Origin of the sequence: Pseudoalteromonas sp. APAL1 (genome assembly GCF_021532475.1) — a bacterium.
Classification (GTDB): Bacteria; Pseudomonadota; Gammaproteobacteria; order Enterobacterales; family Alteromonadaceae; genus Pseudoalteromonas; species Pseudoalteromonas lipolytica_C.
The window spans coordinates 103,224-116,012 of record NZ_JAKGAW010000005.1 but is presented as its reverse complement, the minus strand read 5'-3'; the positions used below and the strand labels follow the sequence as shown (position 1 = coordinate 116,012).

At 41.9% G+C, this 12,789-nt stretch carries 13 protein-coding genes; 9 read left to right on the top strand and 4 right to left on the bottom strand.

All coding sequences use genetic code 11. The annotated features are described in order from the left end of the window. Positions 1 to 61: 61 nt before the first annotated feature. Positions 62 to 610, top strand: a complete 549-nt coding sequence (locus tag L1264_RS04370) for an HdeD family acid-resistance protein (protein ID WP_135925692.1) — start codon at positions 62 to 64, stop codon at positions 608 to 610. A gap of 23 nt (positions 611 to 633) precedes the next feature. On the opposite strand, the gene L1264_RS04365 is transcribed toward L1264_RS04370, so the two are convergent. Beyond that, positions 634 to 1,506 (bottom strand): mechanosensitive ion channel family protein, encoded by an 873-nt coding sequence (locus tag L1264_RS04365; protein ID WP_135925693.1) that lies wholly within the window; start codon positions 1,504 to 1,506, stop codon positions 634 to 636. 199 nt (positions 1,507 to 1,705) lie between these two features. Between L1264_RS04365 and L1264_RS04360 the strand changes: the two genes are divergently transcribed. From L1264_RS04360 to L1264_RS04335, 6 genes are all read left to right on the top strand, one after another. After that, positions 1,706 to 1,915, top strand: a complete 210-nt coding sequence (locus L1264_RS04360) for a hypothetical protein (protein ID WP_135925694.1) — start codon at positions 1,706 to 1,708, stop codon at positions 1,913 to 1,915. A 215-nt stretch (positions 1,916 to 2,130) separates the two neighbouring features. Next, positions 2,131 to 4,269, top strand: a complete 2,139-nt coding sequence (locus tag L1264_RS04355) for a M3 family metallopeptidase (RefSeq protein ID WP_199527016.1) — start codon at positions 2,131 to 2,133, stop codon at positions 4,267 to 4,269. A 147-nt stretch (positions 4,270 to 4,416) separates the two neighbouring features. Continuing rightward, positions 4,417 to 5,844: an amidohydrolase family protein gene (locus L1264_RS04350; RefSeq protein ID WP_199527017.1), complete on the top strand. Its 1,428-nt coding sequence runs from the start codon at positions 4,417 to 4,419 to the stop codon at positions 5,842 to 5,844. A 98-nt stretch (positions 5,845 to 5,942) separates the two neighbouring features. After that, on the top strand, positions 5,943 to 6,800 hold the full coding sequence (locus tag L1264_RS04345) for a carboxylate/amino acid/amine transporter (protein ID WP_199527018.1): 858 nt from the start codon (positions 5,943 to 5,945) through the stop codon (positions 6,798 to 6,800). A 35-nt stretch (positions 6,801 to 6,835) separates the two neighbouring features. Then, the gene (locus L1264_RS04340) at positions 6,836 to 8,065 is read left to right on the top strand and encodes a glycerophosphodiester phosphodiesterase family protein (protein WP_199527019.1); all 1,230 of its coding nucleotides are present in this window, start codon (positions 6,836 to 6,838) and stop codon (positions 8,063 to 8,065) included. Between the two features lie 88 nt (positions 8,066 to 8,153). Further along, positions 8,154 to 8,891 carry a dienelactone hydrolase family protein gene (locus L1264_RS04335; RefSeq protein ID WP_199527020.1) on the top strand — a complete coding sequence of 246 codons (738 nt, stop codon included), beginning with the start codon at positions 8,154 to 8,156 and terminating at the stop codon, positions 8,889 to 8,891. On the opposite strand, the gene L1264_RS04330 is transcribed toward L1264_RS04335, so the two are convergent. Then, positions 8,888 to 9,799 carry a LysR family transcriptional regulator gene (locus L1264_RS04330; protein WP_199527021.1) on the bottom strand — a complete coding sequence of 304 codons (912 nt, stop codon included), beginning with the start codon at positions 9,797 to 9,799 and terminating at the stop codon, positions 8,888 to 8,890. The genes L1264_RS04335 and L1264_RS04330 overlap by 4 nt on opposite strands. A gap of 135 nt (positions 9,800 to 9,934) precedes the next feature. On the opposite strand from L1264_RS04330, the gene L1264_RS04325 reads away from it, so the two are divergent. Further along, a complete protein-coding gene (locus L1264_RS04325) occupies positions 9,935 to 10,621 on the top strand; it encodes a type 1 glutamine amidotransferase domain-containing protein (protein WP_135925701.1) in 687 nt (228 codons plus the stop codon). Between the two features lie 97 nt (positions 10,622 to 10,718). Beyond that, positions 10,719 to 11,309: a rhomboid family intramembrane serine protease gene (locus L1264_RS04320; RefSeq protein ID WP_199527022.1), complete on the top strand. Its 591-nt coding sequence runs from the start codon at positions 10,719 to 10,721 to the stop codon at positions 11,307 to 11,309. Positions 11,310 to 11,327: 18 nt separating this feature from the next. On the opposite strand, the gene L1264_RS04315 is transcribed toward L1264_RS04320, so the two are convergent. Beyond that, positions 11,328 to 12,347: an endonuclease/exonuclease/phosphatase family protein gene (locus L1264_RS04315; protein ID WP_199527023.1), complete on the bottom strand. Its 1,020-nt coding sequence runs from the start codon at positions 12,345 to 12,347 to the stop codon at positions 11,328 to 11,330. Continuing rightward, the gene (locus L1264_RS04310) at positions 12,344 to 12,730 is read right to left on the bottom strand and encodes an STAS/SEC14 domain-containing protein (RefSeq protein ID WP_135925704.1); all 387 of its coding nucleotides are present in this window, start codon (positions 12,728 to 12,730) and stop codon (positions 12,344 to 12,346) included. Before L1264_RS04310 ends, L1264_RS04315 begins: the two co-directional genes overlap by 4 nt. Positions 12,731 to 12,789 lie beyond the last annotated feature (59 nt).

The following is a 12,789-nucleotide window of genomic DNA, read 5'->3' as shown; positions in this document are numbered from 1 at the left end:
ACCTATGCAAGCAGTCAGCTAAATGTTAGTTATAAAGGAACATTAGCAAAGGAAAAATATAATGCAGATCTCAAGTTCACTGATCCCTCATTGGTCATCTTTACTTATTCATGGGGCTATCGCCATTATCTTTGGTTTATGTGGTTGGTTTGCACCTCAAGCCTCTTTAGCCGTATTAATGTTTATATTTGCCGCTTACTTCTTTGTAGATGGTTCCATTCGAACCTGGCTTGCAATTGCATCTAAAAAAGACAACCCGCTTTGGTGGATGCTATTAATAGGTGGCTTGATATCAATTGCCGCAGCACTCGTTACTCTGTTTGCACCGAATGTGACTGCTATTTTAATGTTGTACTTTATTGCTGCGTGGGCAATTGCTATAGGGGTAATTGAAATTGCAATAGCCAGCAAACTTCGTAAAGAGATAACTAACGAATGGCTACTAATTGGCAGCGGTATTATTTCAATTATCTTTGGTGGTTACCTGATGTTTAACCCGGGTGCGGGCATAATTACCCTACTTTGGCTAGTTGCAAGCTATGCCATCGTGTTTGGTATTATGATGGTGTTGCTAGCCTTCAAGCTTAAAAAACTTAATGAACAAGCATAAAAAAAGCGGCTAAGCCGCTTTTTTTATTTTTGACTATTACGCCTTGTTAGGGCAATTTCACCATCGATATGAATATCGCGCTGTGGGAACGCAATGGTAATGTTGTTTTCAGCAAATACTTTATAAATGCTAAAACGCAGTTCACTACGCACTTGGCGAAGCGGTGCTTCTGATTCGGCACACACCCAAAAAATAGCGCTAAAAGTTAAAGAGCTATCTGCAAAGTCATCAAATAACACAGATGATGCCGGTGTTTTTAAAATGGCAGGATGCTCATCAAGAATTTGCTTCATCAGCTTTTCAACTAACACCACGTCTGAACCATAAGCAACACCAACATTCACAAATGAACGAGCATTACGGTCAATCAAGGTCCAGTTTGTTACAGTATTCTCTAGCAAGTGACTATTTGGTACTAGCATGTGCACACCATCGTTACGGCGAATACGAGTTGAACGAGTATTAATAGTTTCAACCACTCCTTTTGCTGTACCCACTTCTAAAAAATCACCAATACGAATTGGTCGCTCCCACATTAGTATCCAACCACTAATAAAGTTATTGATAATGTTTTGCGCACCAAAACCAACACCGATTGCAATGGCACCAGAGACAAATGCAAACGCCGTTAGCGGAATATTGAGTACCTCAAGTGAAGTAAACACCAGCACCGCGATAGTTACAACAAGGTAAATACGGGTGAATAAATGAACTGTGTCTGGCCCTAGGTTTTTTGCCAACAATGCTTTTTTAATTAATCGACCTATCCATGTGACCACAAACCACATTAAAAACAGCACCAGAGGCACTTGAATTACTTTAAGTACGGTAATTTGCACGTCGTTATAGGTGAACAACACAAACGATAATGCAGATTGCAGATCAGCAAAGGTCATAAATTAACATTCCTGGTAAAAAGAGAGTTTGATTCAGTTTTGACTAAGTTTAGCACGGCATAATAGGGTAAAACTTGGTAAATACTAAGTTCTTTATGCGCAAAATGCGCTAATTATTAACTCTTTTAGCCCATAGCTGCTATATACATAGGTAAAGCTTGTAGGTTTAGCAGGCTTTGAATAGCACGAGGAGAACACAATGTCACAAATGACACTCACACAAAAACTTGCCACTTTACAACCACTGGTTGATTTAAACTTATTTGAATCAAGTCTAGAATATCGCAACCGCATCTTGAACTTACTTGCTGAACAAGAACAGACACTTGCACTAATCAATAAAGAATTTGGTAATGCAATGCCTGAAAACTTTGGTTCAGAGAAAAAGTTTGTGTTGGGCTACAACTGATCAATGCCAGTTAACTCTAACAAAAATCTAATTTGGCAATCAGCGCCATTTTCAATTTAAGCTAGCCATCACCTTTATTTGATGGCTTTTTAAACACTTTATCCCTGAATCACTCTTTTTTGCGGCATACTTACCTATTAAAGCGACAAACTTGCTTCTTTCTACTTATAAATTTGATAAGTTAGAGAAGATTTATCCACATTTTTGGAGCTCTCATGCGTAAAACCTTAGTAGCAACCACCATTGCTAGTGTTCTTTTATTATCTGCTTGTAGTTCACAACAAGCTGACACTCAAACTCAAGTTGAAACAGCCGCTGAAACACAAACAGACAATGTTGAAAATATTCTTTTTAAGCCAAGCCCTTTACAGTACATGGCACCAGAGTTTGATAAGCTTTCGACTAAAGACTATGAGCCAGCGTTTGAAGCAGGGATCGCACAACAAAAAGCTGAAATTGCAAAGATTGCAAATAACCCAGAGCCAGCAACATTCGAAAATACCCTTGTTGCAATGGAATACTCGGGTGAATTATTAGACCGCGCTTCTGCGGCATTTTTTAATTTATCGGGTTTAATCTCTGACAGTGAGTACCAACGTATCGCCGCGAAAATGGCGCCGATTATGTCAGCTCACACTGATGACATTTACTTAAACAAAGCTTTATTTGCTCGCGTACAAAGCATTTACGACAACAAATCGTCACTAAATGCTGAAGATCAACGCCTTGTTGATTACTACTACAAAAAATTCGTTAACGCGGGTGCAAAACTAACTGAAGCTGAAAAAGCAAAAATGCGTGAAATAAACGCAGAGCTTGCCAAGCTTTCAACGATGTTTTCACAAAACATCTTAAAATCATTTAAAGAAGATGTGATTTTAGTTAAAGATAAAAGCGAGTTAGCAGGTTTATCTGAAGGCGAAATCGCAAGCCTTGCGGCAGCAGCCAAAAAAGCAGGTAAAGAAGGCTACATGATCACACTAGTGAACACGACTCGCCAACCTATCTTACAAAGCCTTGAAAACCGCAAGCTACGTGAAAAAATTTGGACTACATCTGCAACGCGTGCACAAGCAACAAATGGCCCTATTATCATTAAAGAAACCAAGTTACGTGCAGAAAAAGCAGCATTACTTGGCTATAAAGATTGGGCTTCATATGTGATGACTAACCGTATGGCACAAACAACTGAAAACGTTTACGGCATTCTTGATGATTTAGCGCCAAAAGCGGTTGCTAAAGCAGAAGCAGAAGCAGAACAAATCCAGCAAGTAATCAAAAAATCAGGTGAAACGTTTGCACTACAGCCATGGGACTGGGCGTTTTATGCTGAGAAAGTTCGTCAACAGAAGTACGACTTAGACCCAGCTTTAGTTAAGCCTTACTTTGAAATGCAGTCAGTGATCCATGACGGCCTATTCTTTGCGATGAATAAACTTTATGGCATTACGTTCAAAGAGCGAAAAGATCTGCCTGTTTATCACGAAGACGTGATGGTGTTTGAAGTATTCAATGAAGACGGTAGCGCTATCGGCCTGTTCTATATGGACCCTTATGCACGTGAAGGTAAACGAGGTGGTGCATGGATGAGCGCCTATGTTAGCCAAAGCGGTTTAAAAGGCACCAAGCCTGTGATCTACAACGCACAGAACATTCCTAAGCCAGCTGAAGGTCAACCAACACTCATGACTTTCTCTGAAGTAACAACGATGTTCCATGAATTTGGTCATGCTGTACACGGTTTATTCTCTGATGTTAAATACCCAAGCTTAGCGGGTACAGCGACTGCACGTGACTTTGTTGAATTCCCTTCACAAGCAAACGAAGACTGGAATATTGAACCGACAGTACTTGCAAACTACGCCAAGCACTACAAAACAGGTGAGCCAATTCCAAAAGAGTTACTTGCAAAAGTACTTGAGTCACAAAAGTTCAACCAAGGCTTCGATACTACTGAGTATTTAGCGGCGGCACTGCTTGATATGGAATGGCACTCATTTGGTGTTGATGCTGATATCACTGACGTACAAAAGTTTGAACATGATGCATTAGACAAGCACGGTATCGCGTACTACCCAGTACCACCACGTTATAAGTCTTGCTACTTTAGCCACACTTTTGCTGGGGGTTACTCAGCTGGTTACTACGCTTATCTTTGGACTGAAGTATTCGCAGCAGATGCGTTTGCACACATGACTGAACAAGGTGGTTTAACACGCGAAAATGGTGACAATTTCCGTAAAGAGATTTTATCTAAAGGTAACAGCCGCGACTTAATGCAAAGCTATATTGAGTTCCGTGGCCAAAAACCAACTACAGACGCACTATTAAAGCGTCGTGGTTTAGTTGAATAATCACACCGTTATTTAAAGTATGAGGGGAAACCCTCATACTTTTTAGTTATTAATTTAATTTTCACCCCGCTTTTATTCCTATTCACCTCAAAGCAATTGTCAGTTAACTCGTTTTTGCTAATCTCAAAGAAAAACACGAGTTCACACATGAAAAACGCTTTACTTTTAGGACTTTGCTCAGCTTTAGCTGCATGTTCATCAACCCCAGATGAGCGCGCCGATATCGTGATAGAAAACGCCCAAATTATTGATATGCAAACTGGGGATATCACAGCAAAGCAATCACTTGCCATTCGCGATGGGATCATCATCAAACGTAGTGATAAACCTTTAAGTAACCAATATCAAAGCTCAACATTTATTGATGCAAAAGGTCAGTATGTCATGCCAGGTTTATGGGATATGCATGTCCATTTTGGCGGTGGTGATGAGCTTATTGAAGAGAATAAACAGCTACTGCCACTGTATTTAGCCTATGGCGTAACAACCGTTCGTGATGCTGCGGCTGATTTGAGTGAATCTGTACTTAGCTGGCGTGAACAAGTAAAACAAGGTCAGTTAGTGGGCCCAACTATTTTTACCTCTGGCCCGAAATTAGAAGGTAAAGGGTCTATTTGGCCCGGTGATTTAGAAGTAGAAACAACCGCAGAAATGCATGCTGCAATGGATCTGTTAGACAGCATGGACGTCGATTTTATCAAAATTACCGACAGCGCTTTAACGCCTGAGCTTTATCTTAAGGCAGTAAAAGAGGTTAAAAAACGGGGTTACCAAATTTCAGGTCATATCCCATTTTCGTTGTCTGTAACTGATGTTTCTAAGGCGGGTCTTGATGCGATTGAGCATATGACCTATATGCTTAAAGCTGCAGCTAAAAACGAATCGGATATTTCCGCAAAGGTTGCCTCAAAAGAGCTGAGTTATCGCACTGCGCTGCCCATTATCACCGCGCAGTTTGATGAACCAACAGCCATTGAGAAGTTTACGGTTCTTGCTAACAACGACACCGCCGTGGTGCCAACCTTGATTGGTGGCAAAATAACGGCTTACATTGATGAAGACAATCATCAAGACGATGCCTATTTAGATTATTTAGGTAAAGGTTTAAAAGCAACTTATCAGTGGCGAGTTGATAGGGCTAACAAAGACACCCCTGCACAAATCAAACAGCGCAAAGAGCGTTTTATTAAAACCGCCCAGTTACTCCCTATCGCCCAACAAGCAGGTGTGAGCATTATTGCAGGCACAGATGCAGGCTTTTTAAATTCGTATATTTATCCGGGGCTTTCTTTGCACCAAGAACTGAGTATTTTTACTGAATATGGCCTAACTCCACTACAAACACTGCAAGCTGCAACTCTTGCGGGGCCTAAGTTTTTAAATAAACAACAGCAATACGGTGCCCTTACCGAAGGGAAAGTAGCCGATCTCATTTTACTTTCAGAAAATCCACTTATTGATATTCGTAACACACAAACACTAAAGGGTGTTGTCTCGCACAGCACGTTTTACGATAGCAACGCACTCGAGCTATTAAAGCAACAAGCAAAAGCCTTTGTTGCCAGCCAACCCTAACCCCCCCATTGCCCATGACCGCGTATTATCCGTCATGGGCAATTTTAATTTTCAGCCATCTCATATACACTGCCCTTTTTGCACATAACTCGAATAACATGACCTACTTATTTGCTGTAACCCTGCTTTGGGCCTTTTCGTTTAGTCTTATTGGTGTTTATTTAGCAGGCCAAGTGGATGCATGGTTTAGTGTGTTAATGCGTATTGGCTTGGCAACTTGCGTATTTTTGCCCTTTTTACACTGGCGTAAAACCCCTAAAGCCTTAGCACTAAAGCTCATGGCAATAGGCGCAGTACAACTTGGTGTGATGTACTGCTTTTATTACCATTCGTTTTTGTACCTTAGTGTGCCCGAGGTACTGCTATTTACGGTTATGACGCCACTTTACATCACCCTGTTAAACGATTTGCTTGAAAAACGCTTTAATGCCAAGTTTTTATTCGCCGCATTACTGGCTATTTTAGGCGCCGTTGCTATTCGCTATGAAGGCGTCGATGAAAACTATCTCATTGGTATGCTAATGGTTCAGGCTGCTAATATTTGCTTTGCCACTGGGCAAGTAACTTACAAACGTTTAATGCAAGATCAGCAACTCCCCCACTCTAGAGTGTTTGCTTGGTTCTTTATTGGTGCTTTAATTGTCGCACTGATTTGTTACGGCTTATTTGGTGATACCAGTAAGCTACCCACCACAACGACACAATGGGGCGTGTTAATTTACTTAGGCACGATTGCTTCAGGGCTTGGTTATTTCGCGTGGAACAAGGGCGCGACCATCGTCAATGTAGGTGCGCTGGCAGTAATGAATAACCTACTGATCCCAGCTGGGATCATCGTTAACATTGTTATTTGGAACCGTGATGCTGATATCATCAAGCTTGCCATTGGCGCAGCGATTATCTTATTAGCACTTATTATAAATCAGAAACTTAATAAAACTGCCATGGAGCAATGATAGGCTAAACTCTATTAGATTAGAGGAATGCTGTTATGCGCGCACTGGTTTTATGTTGTTTAGTTTTCATTATTCAAGGTTGTAAGAGTCTGCCTGATGAGCAGGCAGTGCAAGTTGGCGCTAGGCCTTACTATTTAATCGACAATATGCCTGATGGGCCGTTAAAGCAGCAACTTGCGGCATGCGGTAATGGCCCTTTTTACAAAACTGATTTTGTAATTGGTCATCGCGGTGCCCCCATGCAGTTTCCTGAGCACAGCAAAGAGTCATATTTAGCCGCTGCAAGAATGGGCGCTGGCGTACTCGAATGTGACGTCGCCTTTACAAAAGACAAACAACTCGTGTGTCGTCATTCACAGTGTGATTTACACACCACTACCAACATTTTAGCTATTCCTGAGCTCGCAGCAAAATGCAGCCAACCTTTTACCCCGGCCAAAGACGGCCAACCAGCTCAGGCTAAATGCTGCACCAGCGATATCACCCAAGCTGAGTTTTTAACCCTAAAAGCTAAAATGGATGGCGCCAATGCAAATGCCAAAACGGTCGCAGAGTATATGCAAGGCACACCAAGCTGGCGCACTGATTTATACGCAAACAGTGGTACCGTAATGACCCACCAGCAAAGCATTGAGTTATTTAAATCACTAGGTGTAAAAATGACGCCCGAGCTAAAAAGCCCAGAAGTTAGCATGCCATTTAACGGTTTTAGTCAGCAAGATTATGCGCAAAAAATGCTTGATGAGTATCGAGCTTTAGGTGTGAATAGCCAAGATGTTTATCCGCAATCATTTAATCTTGAAGATGTGAAGTATTGGCTAAACAATCACCCTGAATTTGCAAACAACAGTATTTATCTTGATGGCAGAGATGAGCAAGCACACTTTGATGCGATGGATGAAACAACTTGGCAGCCATCAATGCAAGCTCTGTATAACGATGGAGTACGCATTATCGCACCGCCAATGTGGATGCTTTTAAGCCTTGATGAGTCAGGTAAAATTGTGCCTTCACTTTATGCTATTAAAGCTAAACAAGCCGGGCTGAACATCATTACTTGGAGTTTAGAGCGCTCTGGTCCATTAAATAATGGCGGGGGTTATTATTACCAGTCAATTGCCAGCGTGATTAAACAAGACGGGCAAATGATGAATGTAATAGACGTCCTTGCTAAGCAAGTGGGTGTGATGGCCATTTTCTCTGACTGGCCTGCTACTCTTACCTATTACGCAAGCTGTATGCAGTACCCTGCCTCAAAGAAATAACTGAGCATCAATAAATTTCAAGGGCTTTGACTCGTCCAAAAGGTGGGGCTGAGGTATTATTAGCTAAACCGATTTTACAAGGATTAACATGATTATTCAGCACCATAGCCACGACATAGCAACCAACACAGGCGCAATGCGCACCAGCATTTATCGTCCTGTTGAAGAAGGTAAATACCCGTGTGTTATTTTCTATTCTGAGATCTTCCAAGAAACAGCGCCGATTGCGCGCTCTGCTGCAATACTTGCTGGTCATGGCTTTGTCGTATTAGTGCCAGAAGTTTTTCATGAGTTAAATCCTATTGGGACGGTACTTGCCTACGATGATGCAGGTAAAGACAAAGGCAATGCCGACAAATGGGCAAAACCGCTTGAGAGCCATGACTCAGATACTGACGCTTTAATTGCATTTGCGCGTCAGCAAGATTACTGCACAGGAAATGTAGGTGCCATGGGCGTATGTATTGGTGGTCACCTCGCGTACCGTGCTGCATTAAACCCAAGTATCAAGGCCGCTTTTTGTTTATACGCGACAGATATACACAGCGATACCTTGCCTGCACAAGCGGGTAATAACTCGTTTGAGCGCATGGCAGATATTAAAGGTGAAATTCTTTTTATTTGGGGTAAACAAGACCCACATGTACCAAAAGAAGGCCGCCTTAAAATTTACCAACAAGCGGTGGCAACAGGAATTAATTACCAGTGGCAAGAGGTTAACGCCCAACATGCCTTTATGCGCGACGAAGGCGACCGATACGACCCAGCCCTTGCGATCAGCATGTATCAACAAGCCGTTGCTTTATTTAACAGAACACTGGTTTAAATTGTCATAGTAGCAACTTGATTAGTAAAATAATCTTTCAAGTAATCAAGTAAAACCCGCAATTTTTTACTTCCCGCCGCCCCTGGCGGGAACACCCCAAAAAGCTCAATATCTGCGGTTTTGTAATCATCTAAGATTGTCCGTAACAATCCCGCTTTGATCCTTGGCAGTGCATCATAAACAGGGATCTTCGCTAAACCATGCCCAGCTTCAACAAAAGCTGTTCGCGCAGCAGCATTATTGGTACTTATGCCACCACTAACAGGCACCTCATAGCGGCGTTTATCTTTTTCGAGTGTGACAATGGCACTACTTGGTTGATACACCACCCACGTATGCTCAGCTAAATCGTCAATGCTCTTTGGTATAGGGTATTTTGTAAAGTAATCGACTGAGCCACATATGCAGGTCGCCAGACTTGCAAACTTAGTGGCTTGTAGATTTGAGCTCTCAAGGGCTACGCCTCTAATCGCTAAGTCATAGCCCTCTTTGATGATATCAACCACATCATCACTGAGCTGTAAATCGATATCAATTTTTGGATACAAACGCTTAAACTGGGCCAGTGCCGGTACCACAAGTTGTAAGCCAACATTCACCGGACAACTCAATTTAATAACCCCAACGGGCTCACTCTTTAAGTTTTCAAGGTGTAAGTTAGCAGCCTCAGCATGCTCGGTGATAGCCTGACAACGTTCGTAATAAGCCATCCCTGCTTCGGTGAGGGTCATGGTCCGCGTTGAGCGATTAAGTAACGTCAGCTTTAATTGCTGTTCTAATTTCTTTAAGTGGTAACTGACAACGGCCCTTGATAAACCAAGTTGTTGAGCCGCTTTAGTTAAGCTGCCTTGCTGCACAATATGGGCAAACACCACCATGCTTTTTAATTGCTCAAACGATACTTTCATACAAACTCCTAATCTAACCTGAATGATTGTATCAATTATTAAACCAATGAAGTCAAACTTATCTGCGTTGTTTAACTCGATTTTCACCCCTATAGTGTTATTAACGATGTTTAATAAGCAAAAAAGGGATTCACTATGTCAGCTAAGAAAATTTTAATGGTACTTACTTCACACGATGAGCTTGGCGATACCGGCCATAAAACGGGCTTTTGGGTTGAAGAATTTGCCGCGCCCTACTACGCCTTTATTGATGCTGGTGCAGAGGTAACTTTAGCCTCTGTTAAAGGTGGCCAACCTCCGATTGATCCAAACAGTGCGGCACCTGATGCTGCAACTGATGCTACAAAACGCTTTGATCAAGACAGCGCAGCACAAACCTTAATGGCTAATACAAAACCTCTGGCTGACGTAAAAGCCAGTGATTACGATGCGGTGTTTTACCCAGGCGGCCATGGTCCGTTATGGGATTTAGTTGATAACCAAGATTCGATCAATTTAATTGAGCAATTTCTTAATTCAGATAAGCCAGTGGGTGCAGTGTGTCACGCCAGTGCAGTATTACTTAATGCGAAAAATGCAGCTGGTAAATCTGTAGTGTTTGATAAAAAAGTAACTGGCTTTAGTAACTCAGAAGAAGACGCCGTACAGCTTACCAATGTAGTGCCATTACTTGTTGAAGATGAGTTAATCAAACAAGGTGGTCAGTATCAAAAAACCGATGATTGGGGCGAGCTTGCGATTGAAGATGGCCTACTAATCACAGGGCAAAACCCTGCAAGTTCAGAGCTTGCTGCGAAAAAACTACTTACCAAATTAGGTTAACCCAAGCCTTTAGTAAACACCTTGCTTAGCAGGGTGTTTACCTTCACTTTTAATAAGTTATACTCATTCGGTCACCTTGATTTAAGAGCTTCTCATCATGACTGAAAAAAAAGCTGTCAAACTTCCTCCTATCAGTAGTAAGCGATTCGCCATTTTAGGCATTATGCTGGTGTGCTTGGTACTGCAAATAATTAATACCCTACCCGGCATCAATTTGAATGGTTTAGGGATTTTACCAAGGCAAATGTCAGGTCTATCAGGGGTGTTTTTTGCGCCATTTTTACATGGTGGTTGGGCGCACCTTTTTAGTAATCTAGTGCCTTTTGCTATTCTTGCATGGCTAGTTTGCCAATTTAGCGTAAAACGTTTTTGGCTGGTATTTACTGGTACTGCGCTCATTGGTGGGTTATTAGTATGGCTATTTGGTCGCAGCAACATTCATGTTGGACTAAGTGGTGTTATATACGGTTTATGGGGCTACTTAATTTGCTACGGCATTATGCACCGCTCATTCAAAGCCATCTTAATCAGTATTGCGGTTGTTGTGCTATACAGCGGCCTGATTTGGGGTGTCTTTCCGCAGCGCATCCATATTTCATTCGAAAGCCATTTATTCGGCGCAATTAGCGGCGCATTCATTGGCTATATTATGGCAAAGCGTGATAAACAAAAGAACCTGAAGCTTTAAACTTAAAGCTTCTAGCTTCTAGCTTCTCAGCTTCATTGTCACCATCACAACGCCATGGTCGGTGCTTTGATCATCATAGGCAAATTGCGGGTTGATCAAGTGCTGATCGTAGGTGTGATAATCCACCACTTCAAAAAAGCTACCCTGAAACCCGGCATCAAACTCTCGGGATAACAAAATATAATCAAACACTGAGCTGCTACTGCCAAAATAGAGGGTTGCTTCTCTATCATTTTCGATTACAACATGGCGCTGATACAGTTGCCAACTATCTTGTAGTTTAAACTCTGAACGAGATGGGCTATTTTGCCTATGACCGCTAAAGCGAAGATGATCAGCTATTAGGTGGTTAAGCACACCATCGTGTAACTCATTATTAAAATCCCCCATTACAATCACCGGGTTATTGCTGTGTGCTCTGCGTTTAATAATTTCAACGAGTAACAATACGGCTTCACTGCCACGCTGTATGCTGGATGCCCAGCGCCCAAGAGCTTGTGATTTTAACTGCATAACTAAGTTTTGCTGTTCACTGTGGCTTTCATCATCCTGATGATGGAGCATGCTGCGCTTTGATTTAAAGTGCACCACATAGCAATCGACGTGCCCTAAGTGAGGTACTTCAAGTGTCGCGCGAATAATGCGGCGACTAAAGTTGAAATTAGCGCTTAAGCCCATGGCTAAAGCATCATCTTGCTCTGCCTCAACCTGACTTACATCGACAATTTTATAACGTGAGGCAATCGCGACAACTGGATCGCGATAAATAAAGTCATCAATAACAGTTGGCTCATCAACTACTGCAAAATAGGGGTAACCCTCTGCGTTAACTTGTTGTTTCAGTTCATTGATACTGAACACTTCTTGAAAGCCAATAATGTCTGGCTGCTGATTCTTAAGGTAATCGGCCAACCAGCGCTGCTTTTTGGCCCATTGCTCAGCACTATAAATACGCTGAAAATCATAAAATGCGTCAGGTGGCGCTAAATAATTATATAAATTAAATGTTGCGACCTTTAATTGATTATAGTCTGTCACTTATGCCCTTGTTCATATAGCCATTCGCGAGCGATTGTTGCATCTTCAAAGTACTTAACTTCGCCACTGGTAAACCAATTACCAACTTTACTAGCAACTTGTTGCCATTTTTTATTACCCAGTACCGCAATGCGACAAAACTCTTTGTTATGTTTTAAGCCAAATTTAAAATCATCCCACGCCGCTTGTAATTCCCATCCTTCAAGCTCTGTTATATCTACAAACACTCTCATTTTGACCCGAGGCACCGAAGCAAGTGCATTATCAACCAGTGGCGTTAAGGTCGAATAATCGTCGTGAGTCAATTTACCCACCACTTTTAAGGTGAGGTAAAAGGTAGTGCCTGTTCGCTCTAAACCAATAGCTAAGCCATGCTTTTTCATAACAGCCTCCTGAAAATTATTTAAACTTAACAAGTTAACAATATCGACATAATACTATT